23 protein-coding genes and 1 tRNA gene are annotated in these 23,950 nt (G+C 70.8%); 12 read left to right on the top strand and 12 right to left on the bottom strand.

Going from position 1 to position 23,950, the window contains the following annotated elements; genetic code table 11:
* Position 1: 1 nt before the first annotated feature.
* Positions 2–427, bottom strand: a complete 426-nt coding sequence (locus AB0P08_RS09620) for a DUF6325 family protein (protein WP_187663785.1) — start codon at positions 425–427, stop codon at positions 2–4.
* A gap of 144 nt (positions 428–571) precedes the next feature.
* On the opposite strand from AB0P08_RS09620, the gene AB0P08_RS09615 reads away from it, so the two are divergent.
* The 5 genes from AB0P08_RS09615 to AB0P08_RS09595 all read left to right on the top strand — a co-directional run bounded on the left by AB0P08_RS09615 (position 572) and on the right by AB0P08_RS09595 (position 6,062).
* On the top strand, positions 572–1,006 hold the full coding sequence (locus tag AB0P08_RS09615; protein ID WP_363589589.1) for a DUF6325 family protein: 435 nt from the start codon (positions 572–574) through the stop codon (positions 1,004–1,006).
* A 1-nt stretch (position 1,007) separates the two neighbouring features.
* Entirely contained in the window at positions 1,008–1,358 is a 351-nt protein-coding gene (locus tag AB0P08_RS09610; RefSeq protein WP_363589587.1) for an SHOCT domain-containing protein, read from the top strand.
* 29 nt (positions 1,359–1,387) lie between these two features.
* Positions 1,388–2,722, top strand: coding sequence for a hypothetical protein (locus tag AB0P08_RS09605; protein WP_363589585.1), 1,335 nt, complete (start codon positions 1,388–1,390; stop codon positions 2,720–2,722).
* Positions 2,723–2,800: 78 nt separating this feature from the next.
* Entirely contained in the window at positions 2,801–5,134 is a 2,334-nt protein-coding gene (locus AB0P08_RS09600) for an arylsulfatase (protein ID WP_363589583.1), read from the top strand.
* A 34-nt stretch (positions 5,135–5,168) separates the two neighbouring features.
* On the top strand, positions 5,169–6,062 hold the full coding sequence (locus AB0P08_RS09595; protein ID WP_363444473.1) for a formylglycine-generating enzyme family protein: 894 nt from the start codon (positions 5,169–5,171) through the stop codon (positions 6,060–6,062).
* Positions 6,063–6,081: 19 nt separating this feature from the next.
* Here AB0P08_RS09595 and AB0P08_RS09590 read toward each other — a convergent pair whose 3' ends face one another.
* The gene (locus tag AB0P08_RS09590) at positions 6,082–7,014 is read right to left on the bottom strand and encodes an HAD family hydrolase (RefSeq protein WP_363589581.1); all 933 of its coding nucleotides are present in this window, start codon (positions 7,012–7,014) and stop codon (positions 6,082–6,084) included.
* A gap of 159 nt (positions 7,015–7,173) precedes the next feature.
* On the opposite strand from AB0P08_RS09590, the gene AB0P08_RS09585 reads away from it, so the two are divergent.
* The 4 genes from AB0P08_RS09585 (at position 7,174) to AB0P08_RS09570 (ending at position 12,161) form a co-directional block, all read left to right on the top strand.
* The gene (locus tag AB0P08_RS09585) at positions 7,174–7,383 is read left to right on the top strand and encodes a heavy-metal-associated domain-containing protein (protein ID WP_025103117.1); all 210 of its coding nucleotides are present in this window, start codon (positions 7,174–7,176) and stop codon (positions 7,381–7,383) included.
* Positions 7,383–9,638 carry a heavy metal translocating P-type ATPase gene (locus AB0P08_RS09580; protein ID WP_363589579.1) on the top strand — a complete coding sequence of 752 codons (2,256 nt, stop codon included), beginning with the start codon at positions 7,383–7,385 and terminating at the stop codon, positions 9,636–9,638. Before AB0P08_RS09585 ends, AB0P08_RS09580 begins: the two co-directional genes overlap by 1 nt.
* A 23-nt stretch (positions 9,639–9,661) precedes the next feature.
* Positions 9,662–9,922, top strand: coding sequence for a YHS domain-containing protein (locus AB0P08_RS09575; RefSeq protein ID WP_363589577.1), 261 nt, complete (start codon positions 9,662–9,664; stop codon positions 9,920–9,922).
* Positions 9,923–9,989: 67 nt separating this feature from the next.
* Positions 9,990–12,161 (top strand): heavy metal translocating P-type ATPase, encoded by a 2,172-nt coding sequence (locus AB0P08_RS09570; protein ID WP_363589575.1) that lies wholly within the window; start codon positions 9,990–9,992, stop codon positions 12,159–12,161.
* 29 nt (positions 12,162–12,190) lie between these two features.
* Here the strand turns inward: AB0P08_RS09570 and AB0P08_RS09565 are convergent, their stop codons facing one another.
* The 6 genes from AB0P08_RS09565 to AB0P08_RS09540 form a co-directional block, all read right to left on the bottom strand.
* Positions 12,191–12,757, bottom strand: coding sequence for a hypothetical protein (locus AB0P08_RS09565; protein WP_363589573.1), 567 nt, complete (start codon positions 12,755–12,757; stop codon positions 12,191–12,193).
* Between the two features lie 2 nt (positions 12,758–12,759).
* Positions 12,760–13,908: a zinc-dependent alcohol dehydrogenase gene (locus AB0P08_RS09560; RefSeq protein ID WP_363589571.1), complete on the bottom strand. Its 1,149-nt coding sequence runs from the start codon at positions 13,906–13,908 to the stop codon at positions 12,760–12,762.
* Between the two features lie 100 nt (positions 13,909–14,008).
* Positions 14,009–15,295: a Na+/H+ antiporter NhaA gene (nhaA, locus tag AB0P08_RS09555; RefSeq protein ID WP_363589569.1), complete on the bottom strand. Its 1,287-nt coding sequence runs from the start codon at positions 15,293–15,295 to the stop codon at positions 14,009–14,011.
* A gap of 61 nt (positions 15,296–15,356) precedes the next feature.
* A complete protein-coding gene (locus tag AB0P08_RS09550) occupies positions 15,357–15,530 on the bottom strand; it encodes a hypothetical protein (RefSeq protein WP_164498170.1) in 174 nt (57 codons plus the stop codon).
* Between the two features lie 97 nt (positions 15,531–15,627).
* Positions 15,628–15,700 (bottom strand) — tRNA-Arg (locus tag AB0P08_RS09545).
* 16 nt (positions 15,701–15,716) lie between these two features.
* A complete protein-coding gene (locus tag AB0P08_RS09540; protein ID WP_187663800.1) occupies positions 15,717–16,526 on the bottom strand; it encodes an SGNH/GDSL hydrolase family protein in 810 nt (269 codons plus the stop codon).
* 93 nt (positions 16,527–16,619) lie between these two features.
* Here AB0P08_RS09540 and argS point away from each other — a divergent pair, with 93 nt between their 5' ends.
* Both argS and AB0P08_RS09530 read left to right on the top strand, forming a co-directional pair.
* Positions 16,620–18,284: an arginine--tRNA ligase gene (gene argS, locus AB0P08_RS09535; RefSeq protein ID WP_363589566.1), complete on the top strand. Its 1,665-nt coding sequence runs from the start codon at positions 16,620–16,622 to the stop codon at positions 18,282–18,284.
* A gap of 7 nt (positions 18,285–18,291) precedes the next feature.
* A complete protein-coding gene (locus AB0P08_RS09530; RefSeq protein WP_363589564.1) occupies positions 18,292–19,134 on the top strand; it encodes an LmeA family phospholipid-binding protein in 843 nt (280 codons plus the stop codon).
* A 15-nt stretch (positions 19,135–19,149) separates the two neighbouring features.
* On the opposite strand, the gene AB0P08_RS09525 is transcribed toward AB0P08_RS09530, so the two are convergent.
* The 4 genes from AB0P08_RS09525 to AB0P08_RS09510 are packed head-to-tail and all read right to left on the bottom strand — an operon-like array spanning position 19,150 to position 22,368.
* Complete coding sequence (locus AB0P08_RS09525; RefSeq protein WP_363589562.1) at positions 19,150–19,770, bottom strand: alpha/beta fold hydrolase; 621 nt, start codon at positions 19,768–19,770, stop codon at positions 19,150–19,152.
* Positions 19,767–20,348 (bottom strand): TetR/AcrR family transcriptional regulator, encoded by a 582-nt coding sequence (locus AB0P08_RS09520; protein ID WP_363589560.1) that lies wholly within the window; start codon positions 20,346–20,348, stop codon positions 19,767–19,769. The genes AB0P08_RS09525 and AB0P08_RS09520 overlap by 4 nt, the downstream gene beginning before the upstream one ends.
* Positions 20,341–21,231, bottom strand: a complete 891-nt coding sequence (locus AB0P08_RS09515; protein ID WP_363589558.1) for an alpha/beta fold hydrolase — start codon at positions 21,229–21,231, stop codon at positions 20,341–20,343. The genes AB0P08_RS09520 and AB0P08_RS09515 overlap by 8 nt, the downstream gene beginning before the upstream one ends.
* A gap of 51 nt (positions 21,232–21,282) precedes the next feature.
* On the bottom strand, positions 21,283–22,368 hold the full coding sequence (locus AB0P08_RS09510) for a YihY/virulence factor BrkB family protein (RefSeq protein WP_363589556.1): 1,086 nt from the start codon (positions 22,366–22,368) through the stop codon (positions 21,283–21,285).
* 146 nt (positions 22,369–22,514) lie between these two features.
* Between AB0P08_RS09510 and lysA the strand changes: the two genes are divergently transcribed.
* Positions 22,515–23,933: a diaminopimelate decarboxylase gene (gene lysA, locus AB0P08_RS09505; protein ID WP_363589554.1), complete on the top strand. Its 1,419-nt coding sequence runs from the start codon at positions 22,515–22,517 to the stop codon at positions 23,931–23,933.
* Positions 23,934–23,950: the final 17 nt, after the last annotated feature.

Genomic DNA, 23,950 nt, shown 5'->3' with positions numbered 1-23,950 from the left:
CTCACGACGCTGCGCCCAGGGTCGCCGCCAGGGCGGCGTTCGCGACCGCGGAGGGTATCGCCTGCGTCGCCAGGATCCGGTCGCCGCCGTCCTCGACCTCGCGGACGAACCGGACGTCCCAGCACTGTTCGACGAGGATCACGGCGGCGACCGAGCCGACGGGGACCCAGGGGAGGAAGTGTCCGACGTCTTCGACGCAGATGAGTCCGGGCGCATACAGGCGGAGACCGGCGAGCGCGAAGTCGTCGCCGTCGATCTCCGTGATGCGGTGTGCGTCGGCGTCCCGCCGCACCACGAGGAAGTCCAGCACGCGCAGGGTGCCTGCTTCGACCTGCCGCAGGAGTGGCTCGAGAACCGGTGGTCCCGGGTGCTCGCGGCGGAGTTCGATCACGACGAACGCGACGTCGCCCAGCACCCGGCTTCTCATGACCGCCCTCGATCCTCCATCGCTCCGTCCTTGATGGTGACAGCCGCGCGAGAGCCCGAGTACCGCCTCTCACCCGGATCGGGTGAGAGGGGTTACGCGCCGCACGCCGCGGTGCCATCCTGTTGCCGGACGAAGGGTGGCGACATGAAGGAGTTCCGATTCGGGCCCGTCGAGTTCTACCTCGTGGGCTTCGACGGCGACCGGCCGGACCCGGCGACGTTCGGGGCGCTGACCGACCTCGTGTCGAGCGGCGTCGTGCGCGTGCTGGACTTCGTGCTGGTGACGAGGACGGCGGACGGGGAGCTCGACATCCTCGAACTGGACGAGGGCGACGGGTCCCTGGCGCTCGGCGGGCTCGAGCCGATCGTCGCCGGACTCGCGAGTGAGGACGACGTCCTCGCTCTGGCGGAGGTCGTGCCACCGGGACGATCCGCGGCCGTCGTGGCCCTGGAGCTCCTGTTCGCCCGGACCCTGGCCCAGGATGTCGCCGCCGCGGGAGGCCAGGTGCTGCGCACCGAGCGCATTCCGGCTCCCGTCGTGAACGCGGTGATGGACATCCTCGAACAGGAAGGTGAATGACATGCCCTTGCGGAGATTCGGCCGGCCGGGGCTCATCGGTCTCGCCGCGCGGACCGCGGTGGTCGCCGGAACGGCGACCGCGGTGCAGGGAGCCGCCATGCGGCACCAGGAGCGCCGCGCACAGAGCGAGTACGAGCAGCAGCAGTATGAGGCCGCCCAGCAACAGGCCCAGATGGACGATGCGGCCCGCACCGCGGCTGCGCAGTATGCGCCGCCGACGAGCCCGCCGGCCGCGCCGCCCGCAGCGGCGGACGACCTGATCGCCAAGCTGCAGGAGCTCGGATCGCTGAAGGCCTCCGGCGTGCTGACGGATGAGGAGTTCGCCGCCGCGAAGCAGAAGCTGCTGGGCTGAGCGCCCGCGACGATCGAGACGAGGCGCCCATGAGCGAGATCGACGATCTGCGGGAACGACTGCGCGCGCTGGAGCAGGAGAACGAGGAGCTGCGTCGCCCTCGACGCCGGGTCTCGGCCCGGAGCATCATCGCCGGGATCGTGCTCGTCGTCGCAGTGCTCCTCGCACCGATCGCGGCGATGGGGACGTGGGCGCGGCTGCAGCTCGTCGATGCGGATCGGTTCGTCGCGACGTTCGCTCCACTGGCCCAGGACCCGGACGTCCAGGACTTCGTCGCCGATCAGGTGACGACCGCCATCGATGAGCAGGTCGACCTGGATGCGGTGGTCGGAGAGCTCTTCGATGGGCTGCGCGCCCTCGATCTGCCGCCCCGTGCCACAGCCGCCCTCGGGCTCCTGGAAGCACCGGCCGCGTCCGGGCTGTCGTCGCTGATCGACGGTGTCGTGCACGAGGTGGTGTCGTCGCAGCAGTTCGCCGACATCTGGGCGGAGTCGCTGCGCTTCACGCATGAGCGTGCCGTCGCGATCCTCCAGGACGACCCGGGCACCGCACTGCAGCTGAGCGACGACGGCGTGCTCTCGGTGGACGTGGGGGCGGTCGTGGAACGCGTCAAGGAAGCTCTCGCCGAGCGTGGGGCCGGCGTGGCCGACCTCATCCCCGTGATCGATCGCACCATCCCGGTGGTGCAGGCGGACGCCCTCGCGTTGGTGCGCACGGTCTACCAGATCGCGGTGGCCGCAGGGTTCTGGTTGCCCTGGGTCGTGCTCGGCCTCGTCGTGCTCGGCGTGCTGCTGGCGGTGGACCGGCCGAGGGCGCTGTTCTGGACGAGCGCGGGCTTCGCCGTCGTCTTCCTGCTCCTCGCCGCGGGGATGGGGATCGGACGCGGGTTCTTCGTCAGCGCCGTCAGTCCGTCCATCATGACGGCGGCTGCGGCCGAATCCCTCTTCGATCAGCTCACGGCGCTCCTCGGGTCCACCATCGTCGCCCTCGCTCTCGTCGGCGTGCTCATCGCGCTCTGGGCCTGGCTGGCCGGATCGAGCCGCAGCGCCTCGACGGTGCGCGGTGCGACCGAGAGCGGCGTCGGGGCGCTGCGCGAGGCGGCGGAGGCTCGGGGGATATCCACGGGACGATTCGGGCGGGCGGTCGACCGCTATCGGGGCGCGATCCTCATCGCGGGGATGGCGATCGGTGTGCTCATCCTCGTGGCGATGCGCCCTGTGACCTTCGGTGCCGTCGTCGGCGTGGCGATCGGCGTCCTCGTGCTGACGGTCCTCGTGGAACTGCTGCGCCGCCCGGACTCCGCGGCGGATGAGACGGAGGAGCCGGTCGAGGACGACCCCGCTGAGATCACCCTTCCCGGGTGAGGACCGTTGTCCACACGGACGCCGGCTCGGAAGACTCGTGCCGAGGAGCGCGGACGCGCCCTGAACGAAGGAGAGACGATGTCGGAATTCAACGCAGACTTCTCGGGCGAGATCACGCTGGACGTCCGCGACTCCCGTCCCGACTGGTCGCCGTATGAGCTGCGGAAGGCGCCGGACGGAGCACCGAACGTCCTCGTCGTGCTCTACGACGACACCGGGCTCGCCTCCTGGTCGCCGTACGGCGGTCGCATCGCGATGCCGACCATGGATCGTCTGGCCGCCGGGGGCCTCACCTACACGCAGTGGCACACCACGGCGCTGTGCTCGCCGACGCGGTCCACCATGCTCACGGGGCGCAACCACCACGTCAATCGCGCCGGCGTGATCATGGAGGGAACCAACGGCTTCCCGGGCTTCGCGGGACGGCTCCCGGCGGAGTGCGCGACGATCGGGCAGGTGCTGCAGGAGAACGGCTACAGCACGTTCTGGCTCGGCAAAGACCACAACGTCCCGGAGGAGGACATCGCGCCGGGAGGCAGCCGCTCGATGTGGCCGCTGCAGCTCGGGTTCGACCGGTTCTACGGCTTCCTCGGTGGCGAGACGAACAACTGGTACCCCGATCTCGTCGAGGACAACCACTTCATCGAGCAGCCGTACAGTCCGGAGGACGGGTATCACCTGTCGAAGGATCTCGCCGACAAGGCGCTCGCGATGATCCGCAATCAGCAGGCCTCGAACCCCTCGAAGCCCTGGTACATGTGGTTCTGTCCCGGCGCGAACCACGCTCCGCACCACGCGCCGCAGGAGTACATCGACAAGTACAAGGGTGCTTTCGACGACGGCTACGACGCCTATCGCGAGTGGGTGCTCGCCCGCATGATCGAGAAGGGCGTGCTGCCGGAAGGCACGCGGCTGACGCCGTTCAACCCGCTGCCGGAGGACGCGGCGAACCCGGCCGACCACGTGCGCCCGTGGGCGGAGCTGAACGACGACGAGCGGAGGCTGTTCGCCCGCATGGCGGAGGTGTTCGCGGGCTTCTCCGAGTACACGGATGCCCAGGTCGGTCGGATCGTGGACTACCTGGAGGAGACGGGGCAGCTGGACAACACGATCATCTTCTACTGCGCCGACAACGGCGCCTCGGGGGAGGGATCACCGGACGGCTCCGTGAACGAGAACAAGTTCTTCAACGGCTACCCCGACGATCTCGCCGAGAACCTCGCGATGATCGACACCCTCGGCTCCGCGGACACCTACAACCACTATCCGACCGGGTGGGCGGCCGCGTTCTCCACGCCGTTCCAGATGTTCAAGCGCTATTCCCAGTACTCCGGCGGCACCTGCGACCCGATGGTCGTGCACTGGCCGAAGGGGATCGCGGCGAAGGGGGAGCTGCGCCACCAGTACCACCACTCGGTGGACGTCGTGGCGACAGTGCTCGACGTCATCGGCATCGAGATGCCGGAGTCCTACCGTGGGGTGCCGCAGAGACCGCTCGACGGCGTCTCGATGAAGTCGTCCTTCGACGCGGCGCCGGACGGTCCGACGCAGAAGACGGTGCAGTACTACTCGATGCTCGGCACGAGGGGCATCTGGAAGGACGGCTGGAAGGCCGCCGCCGTACATGCGCCGCTGAGCGGCAAGGGCCACTTCGACGACGACGTGTGGGAGCTGTACCACGTGGACGAGGACCGCTCCGAGTCGAACGACCTCGCCGCGACCCACCCGGAGAAGCTGCAGGAGCTCATCACCGCATGGTTCGCCGAGGCGGAGGCGAACTTCGCCCTTCCGCTCGACGACCGCTCCGCCCGCGAGATCCTGACGGTCCCGCGGCCCCAGGCCGAGGCGCCCCGGGATCGGTATGTGTACTTCCCCGGCACCGCGGCGGTACCGGAGAGCGTCGCGGTGAACGTCCGAGGGCGCTCCTACAAGATCATCGCCGACGTCGTGCTCGACGAGGGTGCCGAGGGCGTGCTCTTCGCGCACGGCTCGCGCTTCGGCGGGCACTCGCTGTTCCTCAAGGACGACAGGCTCGTCTACGTGTACAACTTCCTCGGCATCCCGCCGGAGCAGTCGTTCACCTCGGACGAGCTCACCCCCGGCCCGTATACCCTCGGCGTGGAGTTCGTCCGCGAGGGGGCGGGGGAGCACGGCGAGTCCGTCGGCACGACCACGCTGTACGTCGACGATCGCGCGGTGGCGTCAGGTCCGATGCGGGCGCAGGTCGGGAAGTTCACGCTCTGCGGCGACGGACTCTGCGTCGGGTGGGACAGCGCCGACCCGGTGAGCGCGCAGTACCGCAACCCGTTCCCGTTCACCGGCGGCAAGCTCCTGGGCGTGGCGGTGGACGTGAGCACGGAGCAGTATCTCGATATGGAACTCGAGGCAGCGGCGATGCTGTCGCGCGAGTGATCGACCGGAGCGGGCCGAGGCCTAGCATGAGGGCATGACGGCGATGATCGAGGTCCCCGGCGGCACGCTCCTCATGGGGTCGGACGAGTTCTACCCGGAGGAGGGGCCCGTCCACGAGCGGCGCGTGGAGCCGTTCACGCTGGACGAGCATCCCGTGACCAATCGCCAATACGCGGCCTTCATCGAGGACACCGGCTACGTCACGATCGCCGAGCGGCCGATGGACCCTGCCGACTACCCAGGCGTGCACCCGGACGACCTCGTCCCCGGGGCCATGGTCTTCACGCCGACACGCGGTCCCGTCGACCTTCGCGACTGGCGTCAGTGGTGGCGGTGGGAGCCCGGGGCGTCCTGGCGGCACCCCTTCGGGCCGACCTCGTCGATCGATGACCGTCTCGATCATCCGGTCGTGCAGGTCGCGTACCCCGATGCCGTCGCCTACGCCGCGTGGGCCGGCAGGCGCCTGCCCACCGAGGCGGAGTGGGAATGGGCGGCGCGCGGTGGCCTCGTCGGTGCCCGCTTCGCCTGGGGGGAGGACACGAAGCCGGACGGCACCCTCATGGCGGATACCTGGCAGGGTGCCTTCCCGTACCGGAACGATGGCGCCGACGGGTGGATCGGCACCGCTCCGGTGGCCTCGTTCCCCGCCAACGGCTACGGCCTGCACGACATGATCGGCAACGTGTGGGAATGGACGGCGGACTACTGGACGCACCGACATGTACCGCCGGGAGCCGTGGGCGTCGAGGCGGGACATCGCGCGAGCCTGCTGTCCTCCGAGCCCGGGTCGCCCATCCCGCGCCGCGTGCTCAAGGGCGGTTCGCACCTCTGCGCTCCGGAGTACTGCCTCCGCTACCGCCCTGCCGCGCGATCTGCGCAGGCAGAGGACACCGCCATGACCCACATCGGCTTCCGCTGCGCCCTCTGACCGCCCGGCACCGCCCGACTCAGGCGCGGTCGGGGAACACGGACGCCCAGTCGTCCTTGACGCTGACCACGGTGTAGCCGCGGTCGTCGGCTGCGCGCAGGGCCTTCTCGGCTCCCGTGTCGTAGGGGGCGTCGTCGCGGCCCGCGTCGTCGTGATGGATCAGCAGCGCGAGTCCGCGGCGAGGGCCGCCGTGCGCGAAGTCGAGCATGGGCATGTCCCCGTTGGAGTTGCCGGCGGCGAGCAGCGGACGCCGACCGATCCGGCTCCAGATCCGCACCGGTTTCTCCGGACCGTCGTCGAAGAACGCCAGGGCGGACGAGTAGCGGACGCTGGCATCCTTCTCGTCGTAGGTGAGCCCGAGCGCCGAGCCGATCACGCGCTCAGGAGGGACGCCGTAGTTCGCCTGGGTCATCGGCCGCATGAAGTCGCGCTCGCCGCCGGAGACGATGTAGCAGGTGAAGCCATGGGCTTCGAGGTAGCGCAGCAGCTCCACCATCGGCCTGTACACGGAATCCGCGTACGGGCGACCGAGGATCGGGTGCTGCGCGGAGCGGTAGAACTCCGTGACCGAACGGGCGTAGTCCTCCACGCTGACACCGTCGGTCAGCCCCAGGAGCGCCTGGATGATGACGCCGAGGTCGGAGTCGTCGCCGGCGTAGTGCTTGTCGATCGCGGTGCCGAGCCAGGCGAGGTCACCGGTCACCGCCGCGCGGTACGGCTGGTTCTCGGCGAGGGACGGGTCGCGGGTGGCCGCCTCGCGCCAGCGCTCGACCACGTAGTGCAGCTGGGTGGGCATGGGCTTCTCCGACCACAGTGTGCCGTCGTTGTCGAACACGGCGATCCGTTCTTCGACGGGGACGGCCTCCGGGCCGGTGGTCGCGGCGGCGACGAACGCCTCGATGACGCGGCGCGTGGTGGTGTCCCGCCAGGATGACAGGGGAGTGGAGTCCATGACCGCGATCCTCCCAGGCGCGGCGTCGGATGCCGAGCGTCCCCTCACCCGGAGCGGACGAGTCCCGCTGCCGCCCGGGCGTGCGGGAATACCCGCGGAGGGTATAAGGTTGTGCCGAAGAAGTACCCCAGGGGGGTATACCGAGGAAAGGAAAGCACGATGAGCACGAGCGAGTACCAGGTCACCGGAATGACGTGCGGCCACTGCGAGATGGCGATCCGCGACGAGGTGTCGCGCATCCCCGGTGTCGAGGGTATCGATGTCAGCGCGCAGAGCGGGAGACTCGTGGTGCGCAGCTCCGCCCCCGTCGACGACACGGCCGTGCTGGCCGCCGTGGACGAGGCGGGCTACCAGGCGGTCCGGTCCTGATGGACACCCCATCCGCGACCAGCGTGGAGCTGGAGATCGGCGGCATGACCTGCGCGTCGTGCGCGATGCGGATCGAGAAGAAGCTCAATCGTCTCGACGGCGTCACCGCCACCGTCAACTACGCGACCGAGAAGGCGAGCGTCACGGTGCCGGCGGGCGTCGACACCGCCCTGCTCATCGCCGAGGTCGAGAAGACCGGCTACACCGCCGTCGTCCCCGCGCCTCCCGCGCCGGAGGGTGCGCAGCCCGACGGAGAGCAGCCGGATCCGGAGCTCACCGCGCTGCGGCAGCGGCTGATCGCCGCCGTCGTGCTCACCGTCCCGGTCATCGCGATGGCGATGATCCCGGCGCTCCAGTTCACGTACTGGCAGTGGCTGTCGCTCGCGCTCGCGGGACCCGTGATCGTGTGGGCGGCCTGGCCGTTCCACAAGGCGGCCTGGATCAACCTCCGGCACGGTGCGGCCACGATGGACACGCTCATCTCGATGGGCACGCTCGCCGCGCTGCTGTGGTCGCTGTACGCGCTCTTCTTCGGCACCGCCGGGATGCCCGGTATGACGCACCCGTTCGAGTTGACCGTGGCGCCCAGCGACGGTGCTGCCAACATCTACCTCGAGGTCGGAGCCGGGGTGACCACGTTCATCCTCGCCGGGCGCTACTTCGAGAAGCGCTCGAAGCGGCAGGCCGGTGCGGCGCTCCGCGCGCTGCTGGAACTCGGCGCGAAGGAGGTCGCCGTGCTCCGCGACGGCGTCGAGACGCGGATCCCGACGAGCGAGCTGCGGGTCGGGGACCAGTTCGTCGTGCGTCCAGGGGAGAAGATCGCCACCGACGGTGTGGTGGTCGGCGGCACGTCCGCGGTCGACGCCTCCATGCTCACCGGTGAGTCGGTGCCCGTGGAGGTCGGCGCGGGCGATGCCGTGACCGGAGCCACGGTGAACGCCGGCGGACGGCTGGTCGTCCGCGCGACCCGGGTCGGCTCCGACACGCAGCTCGCGCAGATGGCGCGGCTCGTGGAGGACGCGCAGACCGGGAAGGCCGAGGTCCAGCGGCTCGCGGACAAGGTCTCCGGGATCTTCGTGCCGATCGTGATCGTCATCGCCCTCGGCACGCTGGTGGCCTGGCTGGCGGCCGGATTCCCTGCGTCCGCCGCCTTCACCGCCGCGGTCGCGGTGCTCATCATCGCCTGCCCCTGCGCGCTGGGTCTGGCCACGCCGACCGCCCTTCTCGTCGGCACCGGTCGCGGCGCCCAGATGGGCATCCTCATCAAGGGCCCCGAGGTGCTGGAGTCGACCAGGAAGGTCGACACGATCGTGCTCGACAAGACGGGGACGGTCACCTCCGGTCGCATGACGCTGACCGCGGTGCACACCGACGACGGGGTGGATCGCGAGGAGCTGCTGCGGCTGGCCGGCGCCCTCGAAGACGCCTCCGAGCACCCGATCGCTCAGGCTGTGGCGGCCGCGGCCACCCGCGAACTCGGCGCCCTGCCGGCCGTCGAGGAGTTCGGGAACATCGAGGGCAAGGGTGTCCAGGGCATCGTGGACGGTCACGCCGTCGTCGTGGGACGCACCTCGCTGCTCGCCGACTGGTCGCAGCATCTGTCCGCAGGGCTGAGCGCGGCCACGGCCGAGGCGGAGGCTCAGGGCACGACCGCGATCGCGGTGGGCTGGGATGGCCGGGCCCGCGGAGTGCTCGTCGTCGCCGATACGGTCAAGGCCACGAGTGCGGAGGCGGTGGCGCAGCTCCGCGCACTCGGGCTGACCCCCGTCCTGCTCACCGGTGACAACCGCGCGGTGGCGGAGCAGATCGCACGCGAGGTCGGGATCACCGAGGTGATCGCCGAGGTGCTGCCCCAGGGCAAGGTCGACGTCGTGCGCCGGCTTCAGGATGAGGGCAAGGTCGTCGCGATGGTCGGGGACGGCGTGAACGACGCGGCGGCCCTCGCGCAGGCGGACCTCGGGATGGCGATGGGGACGGGAACCGACGCGGCGATCGAGGCGAGCGACATCACCCTCGTCCGCGGCGACCTCCGCAGTGCCGCCGACGCGATCCGCCTGTCCCGCCGCACGCTCGGCACGATCAAGGGCAACCTGTTCTGGGCCTTCGCCTACAACGTCGCGGCGATCCCGCTCGCGGCGCTCGGCCTGCTCAACCCCATGCTCGCCGGTGCGGCGATGGCGTTCTCCAGCGTCTTCGTCGTCGGCAACAGCCTCCGCCTGCGGTCCTTCCGCAGCAGGGCGGTGGACACCCCGTGAACGAACGACAGAGGAGCACCGACATGTCCGATTCCCCCGCAGGATCCTGCTGCAGCGTCCCGCGCCAGAGCGGCGTCTCCGCCGACGGGCGCACCGACCTGCTCGCCATGCCGGCCGAGGGCATGGCCGAATGCCCGGTGATGGCCGGAACACCCGTGGTGATCGCGACCGCCGAGGCCGCGGGCCTGTACCGCGACCACGAGGGCGCGCGCTACTACTTCTGCTGCGCGGGCTGCGGGCCGGCGTTCGACGCCGATCCCGCGAAGTACACCAGGGCGGCCTGAGCGCCCATCCGTGCGGGGCCGCGACAGAGCCGGCCCCGCACGGCATCATCGACGTTGGAGGGAAGACATGAGCACCTCGCACCACGACCATTCCGCGCACGGACACCCCGCGGCAGCCGGGACCGGGACGCAGACGAGTCACTCCGGACACGCGGACCACACCGCGCACGAAGACCACACGGACCACGCAGGACACACCGGCCACACCGGGCACGAGGGACACGAGGGGCACGGAGGTCACGGGGGCCATGGCGGTCATGGCGACCACGTCGCACAGTTCCGGCGGCTGTTCTGGATCATGCTCGTCCTCGCGGTGCCTACCGTGCTGCTCTCGGGCATGTTCGCGATGATCCTCGGCTACCCGCTCCCCGACATCCCGGGCCTGGCATGGGTGTCGCCGGTCCTCGGCACCGTCATGTACGTGTGGGGAGGGACGCCGTTCCTCACCGGCGCCGTCAGCGAGATCCGTGCGCGCAAGCCCGGGATGATGCTGCTCATCGGTCTCGCGATCACCGTGGCGTTCGTCGCCTCGTGGGGAGCGAGCCTCGGCCTCCTGCACCACGAGCTCGACTTCTGGTGGGAGCTCGCTCTGCTGATCGTCATCATGCTGCTGGGGCACTGGATCGAGATGCGGTCGCTTGCGCAGACCACCTCCGCCCTCGACTCGCTGGCCGCCCTCCTGCCGGACGAGGCGGAGCGCGTCGAGGGCGATCAGGTCGTGCGCGTCTCTCCCTCGGACCTCCGCGTGGGAGACGTCGTGGTGGTGCGCCCCGGCGGCAGCATCCCCGCGGACGGTCGCATCGTCGACGGCCGCGCCTCGATGGACGAGTCCATGGTGACGGGGGAGTCCCGTACGGTCACCCGCGCGACCGGCGACCCCGTGACCGCGGGCACCGTCGCCACCGACTCCGGGCTGCGCGTGGAGATCACCGCGACCGGCGACGACACGACGCTCGCGGGGATCCAGCGGCTCGTCACGGAAGCGCAGAACTCCTCGTCTCGCGCGCAGCGCCTCGCCGACACAGCCGCGGGTTGGCTGTTCTGGTTCGCGTTGGGCGCCGCCGTGATCACCGCCGTCGTGTGGAGCGCCGTCGGTCTGCCGGATGACGCCGTGATCCGCACGATCACCGTCCTCGTGATCGCCTGCCCGCACGCACTGGGACTGGCCATCCCGCTCGTCGTGTCGATCGCGACCGAGCGTGCGGCGCGCGGCGGCGTCCTCGTGAAGGACCGGCTCGCCCTGGAGAGCATGCGCACCGTCGACACCGTGCTGTTCGACAAGACCGGCACCCTGACCAAGGGCGAGCCCGTCGTGTCCGAGGTGTCGGTGGCCGGCGCGGAGACCGCGGACGAGGTGCTGGCGCTCGCCGCGGCCGCCGAGGCCGACAGCGAGCATCCGCTGGCGAAGGCCATCGTGCGCGCTGCGCGCGACAAGGAGCTCCCGGTGCCGGCCAGCCGCGACTTCTCGTCTTCTCCTGCGGTCGGTGTGACCGCGACGGTGGACGGAGCCGTGATCCGGGTCGGCGGCCCGCATCTGCTCACGGAGGAGGACGCCCAGGAGCTCCCCGTCGCGGAGGGCTGGCGTGCAGACGGTGCGATCATCCTGCACGTGCTGCGTGACGGCCGGGTCGTCGGGGCGCTCAAGCTCGCGGACGAGGTGCGTCCGGAGTCGCGGGACGCGGTCGATGCGTTGCATGCGCTCGGCGTCCAGGTCGTGATGATCACCGGTGACGCGGAGGCCGTCGCGCACACCGTCGCGGCGGACCTCGGCATCGATCGCGTGTTCGCCGGCGTCCGGCCGGAGGACAAGGCGGCGAAGGTGCAGGAGTTGCAGCGCGAGGGCCGCAAGGTCGCGATGGTGGGAGACGGCGTGAACGATGCGCCCGCCCTCGCCCAGGCCGACGTGGGTCTCGCGATCGGCGCAGGGACCGACGTGGCGATCGCGTCCGCGGGGGTCATCCTCGCGGGCGACGACCCCCGCGCCGTGCTGTCGGTCATCGAGCTGTCCCGTGCCTCCTACCGGAAGATGAAGCAGAACCTCTGGTGGGCGGCGGGGTACAACCTGCTCTCCGTGCCGCTCGCCGCGGGGGTGCTCGCGCCGATCGGCTTCGTGCTGCCGATGTCCGTGGGTGCGGTGCTGATGTCGCTGTCGACGATCGTGGTGGCCCTCAACGCGCAGCTGCTGCGGCGGCTCGACCTCCGTCCGGAGGTCGTCACCGCAGAGATCCTGCAGCGCTGAGCCTCACACGCCGCCGTCTCGGTCCCGGCTCAGTGCCGGCGGCCGAGGCGGCGGAGAGCGCGGACGCTCAGGACCACCGTCAGCACCCAGGGCCCGACGACGATGATCGGGTCGAGCCACGTGTGCCGGAGATCGATGCGGCCTCGTCCGAACCGTGATGCGAGCGGACGGTGACGGGGCTCCGCGAGGACGCCGGTCTGGGTGATCGGATCGTCCGGTCGCCGGGTCACCAGGGAGCGGGCGTGCGCTGTCACGGCGTCCACACGGTCTCCCAGGACGAGCAGCAGCCAGCGGGTGTTCTTCGTCTCGCTGAACCGATCGTAGGCCACGCGCCGGATGGCTCCGGACACGCCGTGCAGAGGCTGCGCGGTGCCCCAGACCGGGGGCAGCATGCCGTGTTCGATCGAGCGCTCGCGGCCGCGGTCGGGGCCCTGACGCTCCGGGAGGTCCCAATGGGCGCCCGTGTCGCCGACATCGTCCACCTGCTGCCAGGTGCGGCGGTGCTCGGGGGCGAGGTCGGCGCCCCAGCCCGGGATCCGGGCGCGCAGCTCGTCGGGGGTCGGCGCGGGGAGGGGGCGAGATCCTTCGTACGGCATGGTCATTCCTCTCCGACGACGATGAGCGGCTTGATGCAGTCGTCGAGCTTGGACGAGAACACGTGGTAGGCCTCGGCGATGTGCTCCAGGGGGAAGCGATGGGTGAGCAGCTCGGACGGACGGATGTGCCCCGCCTGGATGTGTTCGAGCAGTCGCGGCCACTGCCGCTTCACGGGAGCCTGGTTGCCGCGCACCGTGAGTCCCTTGTTGACGATGTCCCCGAGACGGACGGAGGTGACCAGCGGCCCGTAAGCCCCGAGGATCGAGACCGTCCCTCCCTTGCGTGCGCTGTCGATGGCCCAGTTCAGGGCGACGGGGGAGCCGCCCTGCAGCTTCAGTTTCGCGCCGGTCACGTGCTGGACGACGCTGCCGTCCGCCTCCGCGCCGACCGCGTCGATCACCACGTCGGCGCCGAGGTAGCCGGTCGCCTTCTTCAGGGCGAGGACGATGTCACCGACCTCATGGAGGTGCATCGTCTCGGCGAAGGCGAACTCCCTGGCCTTCTCGAGCCGGTAGTCGAGGTGGTCGACGACGATGACGCGTCCCGCGCCGAGGAACCAGGCCGAGCGCGCGGCGGCCAGGCCGACGGGGCCGGCGCCGAACACGACCACCGTGTCCCCTTCGGCGATGTCACCCTGCTGAGCACCGAAATAGCCCGTGGAGAACGCGTCTGTGAGCAGCAGCGCATCCTCCGAGGCGAGCCATTCCGGGATCACCGACGGGCCGACATCGGCGAACGGCACACGGACGCGCTCGGCCTGCCCGCCGTCGTACCCGCCAGTCGTGTGCGAGTAGCCGTAGATCCCGCCGACGGCGGTCGCGTTCGGGTTCACGTTGTGGCAGTTCGAGAAGAGGCCGCGACGGCAGAAGTAGCAGGAGCCGCAGTAGATGTTGAAGGGCACCATCACCCGGTCGCCAGGGCGCAGCGTCTCGACGGAGGAGCCCACCTCCTCCACCACGCCGACGATCTCGTGACCGAAGGTGTGCCCGATGCGGGTGTCGGGCATCATGCCGTGGAAGAGGTGGAGATCCGACCCGCAGACGGCAGCCCTCGTGACCCGCACGATGGCGTCGTTCGGATGCTGGATCGTCGGATCGGGTTTCTCCTCGACCCGGATCTTGTACGGTCCGCGGTAGGTCATCGCCTTCATCGGGTGCTCCTTCGCTGCGTCGGGGTGACCGACGCTAAGCACCGCCTCGAGGATCACTCAGGGCGTTGACGAACGGCGCAGGAGAGCGTAGAGCGGATGCTCACCTCCCGGGGAGGGCCCCGGTCTCCGCACGCGCACGACGGCTGCGGGCCGCGAGCACCAGGCCACCGAGGACCGCGGCGAGGAGCGAGCCGACGAGGACGCCGATCTTCACGTGATCGTCCGCGACGCTGCTGCTGCCGTACGCGAGTTCGCCCACCAGCAGCGAGACCGTGAACCCGATGCCCGCGAGCAGGGACATGCCCGCGAGATCCGGCCAGCGCAGCGACTCATCGAGGCGCAGGGTCGGCACTCGGCTCAACAGGAAGGTCGTGAGCAGGATGCCGATGGGCTTCCCGAGCACGAGCCCCACGATGATCCCGATCGTGATCGGATCGGTCAGCGCCGAGACGAGGCCGTCCATGCCGCCGATCTCGACCCCGGCCGCGAAGAACGCGAACACCGGCACGGCGACGAGGGTCGCGACGATGCCCCAGCGGTCGGCGAAGTGCGCGGCGAGCCCGTCGTACACCGGGGCACCGTCGCCGTCCGTTCCGGTGCGCACCCGCGCGCGGTCCGTCGGGCGCACCGGCACCATGAAGCCGAGCAGCACGCCGGCGACCGTCGCGTGCACCCCCGAGGCATGCACGAATGCCCACACGGCGAGAGCGAGGGGGAGCAGGATCCACCAGGATCGGATGCCGTTCTGCACGGCGAGCGCGAAGCCTGCGAGGGGGAGGACCGCGAAGATCAGCCAGGGGAAGCTGATGGTCTCGGTGTAGAAGGTGGCGATGATCGTGATGGCGATCAGGTCGTCGATGATCGCGAGGGTCAGCAGGAACACCCGCAGGGCCGGCGGGAGGAAGCGGCCGACCACGGCGAGCACGGCGATCGCGAACGCGATGTCCGTGGCCGTGGGGATCGCCCACCCGCGCAGCACGTCGGCGCCCGAGGCCGCGTTGATCGCGACGAACAGCAGGGCAGGGACGACCACGCCGCCGACCGCGGCGGCGATCGGAAGCGCGGCACGGCGCGGATCGCGCAGGCGCCCGGCGACGAACTCCTCCTTCAGTTCCAGACCGACGACGAAGAAGAACACCGCGAGGAGGCCGTCGGCGGCCCAGGCACCGACACTGAGCTCGAGGTGCCACTCCGGGATACCGAAGCGGAAGTCCCTGATCGCTTCGTACCACGGGGCGGCGGGGGAGTTGGCGAGGATCAGGGCGGCGAGCGTGGCGGTCAGCAGCAGACCGCCGCCGAGCACGTCGCTGCGGGCGGTGGAGCGGATGCCGCGCCAGAGCTCATGCGGCGCGAGACGGAAACGGGCAGGGGACGGCGAAGAAGACACAGGGATACCTCACGGCAAATGGATGGGTGACGCGATGTCGCCGCACCCGTCCGGGTGCGGCCTATCCCTGTGGCGGCGGGCAGCCCGCGATCTCGCCGTGCGAGAGGGTGCCCCAGACGCTCGTCCACCCGTTCGTGCCGGGGTGCAGGACCACGCGCATCCACTCCGTCATCGGCGTCGCGGACGACAGACGGCGCGGAGCGCGCGTCGAACCGGCGATGAGGAGGGAGGGCACGGATCCAGGCTACCGGTCCGTGCGTCGGCGCTGCTGACGGGACCCTGGGCGCACGAGAAGAGGGACCGTCCGTCTGGACGATCCCTCTTGCTGTACGTGCCCCCGACAGGAGTCGAACCTGCGACCTACGGTACCGGAAACCGGCGCTCTATCCACTGAGCTACGGAGGCGTACCGATCGACAATATCACTCGTCGGGGGTGGTCTCCGACCCACCGGCCTCGGTGACCGGCGCGGCGCGCAGTTCGTCGAGCGCTGCGGCCAGCTTCTCCGCGAGGTAGCGGTGGCCGTCGGTGGACGGATGCTTGCGCCCGACCTCCACGTCGATGACGGCGAGATAGTTCTCGTCGGTGATCCAGTCCCGCTCGATCGGGGAGATGTACCACCAGCCGCGGGCCGAGGCGAGAGCCGCGAGGTCCCGATCGATCCGTGCCGTCTGCGCCCCGACCGGGAGCTCGTGCGGCGCGGGCCCGAGCACGACGATCGCCGCCTCCGGGTAGCGCGCCGTCAGCGCGTCCCATGCGGCGGTCACGGCGTCGCGATAGCCGGCCTCGCCCTGCGCCCGGTCGTTGATGGAGCCTTGGATGATGACGAGATCCGGGTCGAGGGCCGGGTCCAGGGCCGCGATGCGCTCGCCGAAGGTGGGGCCGTCGATGCCGGGCTTGAGGTAGCCGCTGCCCCGGACGCCGTCCACGATGGTCGTGCCGCGCAGGAGGTCGGCGAGCACGTACGCATACCCCAGGGTGGGGTCGGAGGCGGCCGAGCCGTAGGTCCAGGAATCACCGAAGACGAGGACGGTCGGCTCCTCCGGGAGCGCGAGCGGCGCGGGAGCGATCACCGCGATGGACTCGTCTCCGGCTGCCGCGCCGACGGGGAGGGACGACGGCGCCGGAACCCAGGGGCGCCAGACTCCGAGGACCCCCGCGGCGACGGCGACGAGAAGAGCGGTGGCGACGCCCGCGATGCGCAGTCGACGAGAGGCGGCGGGGGCGTTCATGGCATGAGAGTAGATCACGGAACGCGGAACGCAAACTCTTCGCGACGAGGGGCGGCGGAGAGGGGCGGCGCGCCCCCGTAAACTGGGGAGTCTATGAATCCTGAAACGCTCGCCCACGCCCTCCTCGCCGTCCTCGCCCCCATCGCCGAGGAACGACGTCCGGGCGAGCCGTTCGACCTCTCCGCCGCCGACATCGTGCTGGAGCGCCCGCGCAACCGCGACCACGGCGACTGGGCCTCGAACATCGCCATGCGCCTGGCCAAGCCCTTCGGCACGAACCCGCGTGAGCTCGCCCAGCAGATCGCCGACGGACTGGTCGATGTGGACGGCATCGCGAGCGTGGAGGTCGCCGGTCCGGGCTTCCTCAACATCCGTCTCGACGCCGCCGCCGCCGGTGCGCTCGCGAAGGTCATCGTCGACGCCGGTCCCGCCTACGGGACGAACTCCTCGCAGGAGGGCGTCAGCGTGAACGTCGAGTTCGTCTCGGCCAACCCCACCGGTCCTCTCCACATCGCGCACACGCGCTGGGCCGCCCTCGGCGACGCGATCGTGCGCCTGCTCCTCGCGAGCGGTGCTCGCGCGGTGCGTGAGTACTACATCAACGACGCGGGCGTGCAGATGGACCGCTTCGCCGCGTCTGTGCTGGCCGCGGCCAAGGGGGAGCCCACGCCGGAGGGCGGCTACCCGGGGCAGTACATCGCGACGCTCGCCGGTCGCGTGCTCGACGCGCGTCCCGACCTGCTCGATCTCCCGGAGGAGGAGCAGCTCACGGTCGCCCGCGAGCTCGGTTACGAGTACCAGCTCGCGGAGATCAAGAACTCGCTCGAGCGCTTCAACGTGCCGTTCGACGTGTGGTTCTCCGAGCGCACCCTTCACGCGAAGGACGCCTCGGGGTCGAGCCTGATCGACCAGGCCGTCGACCGTCTGCGCGAGCAGGGTCACGTATTCGACGAGGACGGCGCCGTCTGGGTGCGCACGACGGACTTCGGCGATGACAAGGACCGTGTGATCCGCCGCTCGAACGGCGAGTACACGTACTTCGCCGCTGATGCCGCCTACTACCTGAACAAGGGCGACCGCGGCTTCCGCGACAAGATCTACCTTCTGGGCGCCGACCACCACGGCTACGTGCACCGTCTCAAGGCGGTCGCGGGGGCGGCGGGGGACGACCCCGCGAAGAACATCCAGGTGCTGATCGGCCAGATGGTCTCGATCAACGGCGCGCGCCTCAGCAAGCGTGCCGGCAACATCATCGAGATGGACGACCTGCTCGACTGGCTCGGCACGGACGCGCTGCGCTACTCGCTGGAACGCTCGCCCGCCGACTCGCCGCTCGACCTCGACCCGGAGCTGCTGCAGAAGCGCACGAACGACAACCCGGTGTTCTACGTGCAGTACGCACACGCCCGCACCCACAATGTCGCGCGCAACGCCGCCGACTCCGGCATCGACCGCTCCGTCTTCGCCCCGGAGACGCTCACGCACGAGACCGAGGCGGCGCTGCTGGGCGCGCTCCAGGAGTTCCCCCGCATCGTGGCGTTCGCGGCCGAGGTGCGCGAGCCGCACCGCGTCGCGCGCTATCTGGAGGAGCTCGCCGGCCTGTACCACCGCTGGTACGACAACTGCCGGGTGATCCCGCTGAGCGACGCCCCGGCGGAGGACGTGCACCGCACGCGCCTGTGGCTGAACGATGCCGCCGGCCAGGTCTTCCGCAACGGACTCGACCTGCTCGGCGTCTCCGCGCCCGAGCGCATGTAGGAGCGTCATGAGCGACGACAACCAGACCCTGCCGTATCCGAAGCCCTCGGACGAGCACCCGACGCTCGTGGTCCCGGACGCGGCGGACGGTCGGGGCGGCGCCGGACGTCGTCGCCGGCGGTGGCCGTGGGTCGTGCTCATCGTCGTGGTCGTGCTCGCCGCCCTCGTGGTCGCGGCCGAGTTCGTCGCCCGTGCGGTGCTGCCCGGTGTCGTCCGATCGATCGTCATCGAGCAGCTCGACCTCCCTGCCGACCAGCAGCTGGACGTCGAGACCGAGGGGATCCTCCTGCCACAGCTCCTCGCCGGTCGTCTCGACACCCTGCGCCTGTCGACGGAGGCCGTCACGCTGCAGGGCATCACCGGTGCCGCCGACGTCACGGCGACGGGCGTTCCGCTGCGGGGCGGCGACCTCGACGGCGCGGACGGCACCATCCGCATCGACCAGGAGCAGTTCACCGCTCTGCTCGCCGACTCGGAACTCCCTGTCGACACCGTGGAGTTCGTGGCACCGAACGCGACCCTCGGCGGCTCGTTCGACGTGCTCGGCACCGCGGTGCCGGTATCCGTGACCCTGACCCCCGGGGCTGTCGAGGGCGACCTCGAACTCACTCCGGTGGCGGCGAGCATCGGCGGCGTCGACATCGATCTCGATCGTGTGGGCTCGTCCCTCGGATCCCTCGGCGAGGGGATCACCGAACCGCGGCGCGTCTGCATCGCGGACCAGCTGCCGGCCGGCCTCACCCTGACGGGAATCGAGATCGTCGACGACCAGGCCGTGATCGACATCGACGTGGACGGGGCGATCGTCACGGACGAGACGCTCCAGGAGAAGGGGACCTGCGACCGCTGAGCGGTCACGCACCGGTCAGGTGGCCAGGCGCTCCTCCAGACGCGCGGCGAGCTCCGCCGGCCGTTGCAGGGGGATGCCGTGTCCGCACCCCTCGGCGACCTCGAGGGTGCTGCGGGGATGCACCCGGTCCAGCAGCGCGGCGGAGCGGCGCATCATCGGCTTCTCCTCCGCACCGACCAGGATCAGGGCGGTGCCGGGATGCGCGCGCCACGCGGGCGGAGGCGTGAAACGGAGGTTCTCCTCTACCGCGCGCAGCAGGGTCGTGCGCGAGATGGCCGCGGAGGTCTCCAGATAGCGGGGGAGCAGCGCGTCGGGGATGAACAGCTCGCGGGCCTGAAGGCGGGCGAAGCGCTCGTTCCTGGCGAGCCCTGCCGTGAGGCGGAGCAGCGCGAGGGTCGGGCCGACGGCGCGCAGCGGTTCCGCCTGAGCGCTGATGACCACGGCGTCGGCGACGAGATCCGGTCGTCGTGCCGCGAGCAGGACGGCGAGCTGGGCGCCGAGGGAGAACCCGACGACGGTCGCCGGTTGTGTCTCCTGCTCCAGCAGCGGGACGAGCGCCGCGACCGTCTCCGCCCCCGTGCAGCAGGAGGAGGGGAGGGGTTCCTGCGGAGCCTGTCGTCTCGTGATGCATGTCACTCCGTCTCGAAGCTCGCGGCCATGCGGCCGACCGTGTCGATGGCGCTCTCCAGCGTCGCGCGATCGAGGGGCCCCAGGGTGCGGGCCGCGGAGAGCAGGCCGAGCGTGGCACTGGACAACGCGAGAGCCAGGGCCTCGGGCTCCACATCCGGCACGATCCGGCCCTGGCGCTGGAGGTCACGGATCCCGGCGACGACCCGTTCGTGACGCGTCCGGTACCGGGAGGTCGGCTGCGCGGCGACGTGGGCGCCGAGCACTCCCGCGTCGTCGAGGAACGCGGCCGTCATGAGCTCGTCGCCGAGCAGCGCCGCCGCCGTGGCGCGGTAGAGGGCGCTGAGCGACGGCTGCGGTCCCGCGGTGCGGGCGACCGCATCGGCGATCCGAGACGTGCCGCGCTGGAGCAGCGCGTCGAGGATGTCGCGCTTCGCCGCGAACTCCAGGTAGACCGCGCCCTTGCCGATGCCGGCCGCGCGTGCGATCGCGGCGACGCTCATGGCATCGAACCCGTCGGTCAGCACCATCCGCTCCGCGGCATCGAGGATGCGAGCGCGCCGGTCGGGCACGAGCGGCCTAGGCATCGGAGCCTCGGGCGAACCAGTCCCGGAGGGCGGGGATCACGAGGTCGGGGCGGTCGCGTTGCACCCAGTGTCCGGCTCCCGGTGCCACCAGGAGCCGGCCGGCCGGCAGCGCGTCCGCCGCCTCCTCGATCCTCCGAAGAGGCACGCCGGAATCCCGGTCGCCGTGCACGAGCAGGACGGGGACCCGGATCTCGGCGAGCCGGTCGCGGTAGTCGGTGCGGAGTCGCAGCGGTCGCACCTGATCCCGCTGCCAGTCGCCGAACGTCGTGAGGCCGGAGCCGGTCGCTGCCTCGGCGAGCACCGCATCGACGAGAGCCGGGTCGCGGGCGTCCGGGGAGTGCACGAGATCCTGGAGGCCGCGCATCATCGCCTTCCGGTCGCGCGCGTAGGCGCGTGTCATGGCGCCGAGCAGCCCCGAACGCAGGAGCAGGAATGTCGACAGGTGCGAGAGGGCACCGAGGCGTCCGTCCGTCAGCCGTGGCATCAGCCCGTAGCTGCCGAGGAGGGCGGCGGAGCGCGCAGCGTCCGGGCGGTCGAGGAGGTGGCCCAACGCCAACCCGGCACCCAGGGAGAGTCCGCCGACGACGTAGACCTGCAGGTCGAGGGCATCGACGAGGTCGCCGACGTACTGCACCAGGCGCTCCTGCGTCAGCGGCGCTTCGAGGCGCGGACTGCGTCCGAACCCGGGGTGGTCCGGTGCCACGACGCGGTGTCCGGCGGCCGCCAACGCCGGTCCGACCTCGCCCCAGGAGAGTTCTGCACTGTCGGCGCCGCCGCCGTGCAGAAGGAGCACGGGCGGCTGCGTCTCCGCCGCGGGGCACCATTCCGCGACCGACACCCGCGCGCCGGGAACGGTCACGGTGTGCCGTCGTGGTGCGGACATGCGCCCCTCTCGTTGTGACCACCATATCGATCGCGGTCACAACGAGGATGGTCAGTCTTTCTCGGCCGCCTTCTCGGCGGTGCCGTTCTCCTCGGCCGCCGCACGCTGGGCGTCACGCAGCTCGGCTGTGGCGATCTTGACGTCGACCTCGGCGCGCTGCAGTCGCCGCTGGACGAACGTCCGTGCGCCGAACCGTTCGTGCAGGCGGTCACCGCGCTCCTCCTCGGCCGTGACGATGTAGGCGCACGAGACGAGGATGACCTGGGTGGACAGCTGGAGCCAGATCAGCAGCGCGAGGAGCGAGGCGAACGAGGCGAGCAGGGGGTTGCTCGTCGCACCGCCGACGAAGAGTCCGGAGAGCTGCTGCAGCACGATCAGGCCGACGGCTCCGAGGAAGGCGCCGCTCCACAACGACCGCGCAGCGGGTCGGACGCCGGACAGCAGGAGGAAGGCGCCCACGATCAGAGCCGCGTCGAGGATGAACACCACGAGGAGCGACAGGATCCGGACCGTCCAGGCGAGCAGAGGCGAATCCGACGGCACCCCGAGCAGGTCGCCGATCCAGGTCACCCCGAGCTGTCCGATGAAGGTGATCCCGGCGGCGAGCACGAACGCGAGGCCGATGCCGATGCCGAGAAGCAGGTTGCGGACGATGACCCAGATCCACAGGATGTCCGCCTGGATCGTGCCGGCGATGGTCCGGATGGCCGTGCGGAGCGAGCCGATGGCGCCGAGCGCGGCACCGACCAGCGCGACGAGGGAGATGATGCCGGCGATCGAGAACGACGCCGGAGTCCGGAGGTCCTTCGTATTGATGACACCGCCCTCGCCGATGAGCCCGGGGACCGCGGACTGCACGGCGTCGATGATCGCGCGCCAGGCCTCCGGGTTTCCGGAGAGCCAGAGGGCCGCGAGGGAGAAGCCGAGGAGCACGCCGGCGAAGACGCTGAACAGGGCCCGGTAGGTCACGCTGTCGGCGAGCATCGGACCGCGGCGCTCGGAGTACAGCAGCACCGCCCTGACCGGGCGCCGGGCCAGGGCCCAAGCGATCACCGGTCCCGTGATGCGGGCGACGAGTCCCGGTCGGGCCGGGGCTGCGGAACGGTTCTCGGAGTCTCGCGTGTCGGTGTCTGCCACGCCCCCACCCTATGAGCCGCTCGGCACCCCTCCCCAGGGGGTTGACGCGGCGTGTCACCATGACCAGGCGGGGACAGGGGGTGCCCTAGAATCGGGGCAACTCGATGTGCGCCTCCGCCCGAGATCCGTCCCACGATTGGTGTTCCGTGCTCGACTCTGCCGCCACGCTCGCTCCGGATTGGCTCGTCGTCCCCGACGACCCGAACGATCTCGCGGTCGGGGTCTGGCCGTCCTCCACGGAGCGCGACGAGGACGGAGCCCTCGTGCTGGCGGGTGTGACGGCGCCGGAGCTGGTCCGGGCCTACGGCACGCCGCTCCTCGTGCTCGACGAAGACGAGGTGCGCCGCCGCGCCAGGGCCTTCCGCGACGCTTTCGACCGCGCCGCCTCCGCCCACGGCACGACCGCGCAGGTGTACTACGCGGGCAAGGCGTTCCTGTGCACGACGGTCGCCCGGTGGGTCGTCGACGAGGGGCTCCGCATCGACGTGTGCACCGGCGGCGAGCTCGAAGTCGCCCTCGCCGCGGGGATCGCTCCGGCCTCGCTCGGCTTCCACGGCAACAACAAGTCGGTCGCCGAGCTCGAGCGCGCGGTCGCCCTCGGCGTGGGGACGATCGTCGTCGACAGCGCGATCGAGATCGAGCGCCTGGCCGCCATCACCGCCCGCACCGACTCCGTGCAGCGCGTCATGGTCCGGGTCATCAGCGGCGTACACGCCGAGACCCACGACTTCCTCGCCACGGCGCACGAGGACCAGAAGTTCGGCTTCCCGCTCGCCGAGGCGGAGGTCGCCGTGGCACGGATCCGCGAGATCCCCGGGCTGGAGTTCGCCGGACTGCACTGCCACATCGGCTCCCAGATCTTCGGCGTGGCCGGCTTCCGCGAGTCCGCCTCCCGCGTGCTCGAACTGCACGCCGCCCTCCTCGAGGACGGCCCCGTGCCGCAGCTGAACCTCGGCGGCGGGTTCGGCATCGCCTACACCCGCATCGACGACCCCACCCCCATCGACGAGCTCGCCGGCGGCATCGTCGCGGCGGTGGCCGAGGGCTGCGCGGCGCGCGGCATCCCCGTGCCGGCGCTGTCGTTCGAGCCCGGGCGTGCGATCGTCGGCACCGCGGGCGTGACGCTCTACGAGGTCGGCACGACGAAGGACGTCACGGTCGCCTCGGGGGCGACCCGGCGTTACGTCAGCGTCGACGGCGGGATGAGTGACAACGCCCGCACGGCCCTCTACGGCGCCAGCTACTCCGCCCGCCTGGCCTCGCGCGCGGGCACGGGCGACCCGCAGTTGAGCCGGGTGGTCGGCAAGCACTGCGAGTCCGGCGACATCGTCGTCGATCACGAATATCTGCCCGGCGACGTCACCCCGGGGGACCTGCTCGCGGTGCCCGCGACGGGCGCGTACTGCGCCTCTCTCGCGAGCAACTACAACCACGTTCCGCGGCCGCCGATCGTGGCGGTGCGCGAGGGCCGCTCGCGGGTGATCGTCCGCGGCGAGACCGTCCACGACCTGCTGGCCCGCGACGCGGGCATCGACGGGGCGCACGCCCCCGAGGGAGCACGATGACCCACCCCAGAAGGAGC

The sequence above is a fragment of the Microbacterium meiriae genome (genome assembly GCF_040686935.1).
Classification (GTDB): domain Bacteria; phylum Actinomycetota; class Actinomycetes; order Actinomycetales; family Microbacteriaceae; genus Microbacterium; species Microbacterium meiriae.
The sequence above is the reverse complement of the archived record's forward strand: the minus strand, read 5'-3'. Positions and strand labels throughout refer to the sequence as shown.

Coding starts and splice junctions, on each gene's coding strand:
- AB0P08_RS09620 (WP_187663785.1), bottom strand. CDS start 427: ATGAGAAGCCGGGTGCTGGGCGACGTCGCGTTCGTCGTGATCGAACTC.
- AB0P08_RS09615 (WP_363589589.1), top strand. CDS start 572: ATGAAGGAGTTCCGATTCGGGCCCGTCGAGTTCTACCTCGTGGGCTTC.
- AB0P08_RS09610 (WP_363589587.1), top strand. CDS start 1,008: ATGCCCTTGCGGAGATTCGGCCGGCCGGGGCTCATCGGTCTCGCCGCG.
- AB0P08_RS09605 (WP_363589585.1), top strand. CDS start 1,388: ATGAGCGAGATCGACGATCTGCGGGAACGACTGCGCGCGCTGGAGCAG.
- AB0P08_RS09600 (WP_363589583.1), top strand. CDS start 2,801: ATGTCGGAATTCAACGCAGACTTCTCGGGCGAGATCACGCTGGACGTC.
- AB0P08_RS09595 (WP_363444473.1), top strand. CDS start 5,169: ATGACGGCGATGATCGAGGTCCCCGGCGGCACGCTCCTCATGGGGTCG.
- AB0P08_RS09590 (WP_363589581.1), bottom strand. CDS start 7,014: ATGGACTCCACTCCCCTGTCATCCTGGCGGGACACCACCACGCGCCGC.
- AB0P08_RS09585 (WP_025103117.1), top strand. CDS start 7,174: ATGAGCACGAGCGAGTACCAGGTCACCGGAATGACGTGCGGCCACTGC.
- AB0P08_RS09580 (WP_363589579.1), top strand. CDS start 7,383: ATGGACACCCCATCCGCGACCAGCGTGGAGCTGGAGATCGGCGGCATG.
- AB0P08_RS09575 (WP_363589577.1), top strand. CDS start 9,662: ATGTCCGATTCCCCCGCAGGATCCTGCTGCAGCGTCCCGCGCCAGAGC.
- AB0P08_RS09570 (WP_363589575.1), top strand. CDS start 9,990: ATGAGCACCTCGCACCACGACCATTCCGCGCACGGACACCCCGCGGCA.
- AB0P08_RS09565 (WP_363589573.1), bottom strand. CDS start 12,757: ATGCCGTACGAAGGATCTCGCCCCCTCCCCGCGCCGACCCCCGACGAG.
- AB0P08_RS09560 (WP_363589571.1), bottom strand. CDS start 13,908: ATGAAGGCGATGACCTACCGCGGACCGTACAAGATCCGGGTCGAGGAG.
- AB0P08_RS09540 (WP_187663800.1), bottom strand. CDS start 16,526: ATGAACGCCCCCGCCGCCTCTCGTCGACTGCGCATCGCGGGCGTCGCC.
- argS (WP_363589566.1), top strand. CDS start 16,620: ATGAATCCTGAAACGCTCGCCCACGCCCTCCTCGCCGTCCTCGCCCCC.
- AB0P08_RS09530 (WP_363589564.1), top strand. CDS start 18,292: ATGAGCGACGACAACCAGACCCTGCCGTATCCGAAGCCCTCGGACGAG.
- AB0P08_RS09520 (WP_363589560.1), bottom strand. CDS start 20,348: ATGCCTAGGCCGCTCGTGCCCGACCGGCGCGCTCGCATCCTCGATGCC.
- AB0P08_RS09515 (WP_363589558.1), bottom strand. CDS start 21,231: ATGTCCGCACCACGACGGCACACCGTGACCGTTCCCGGCGCGCGGGTG.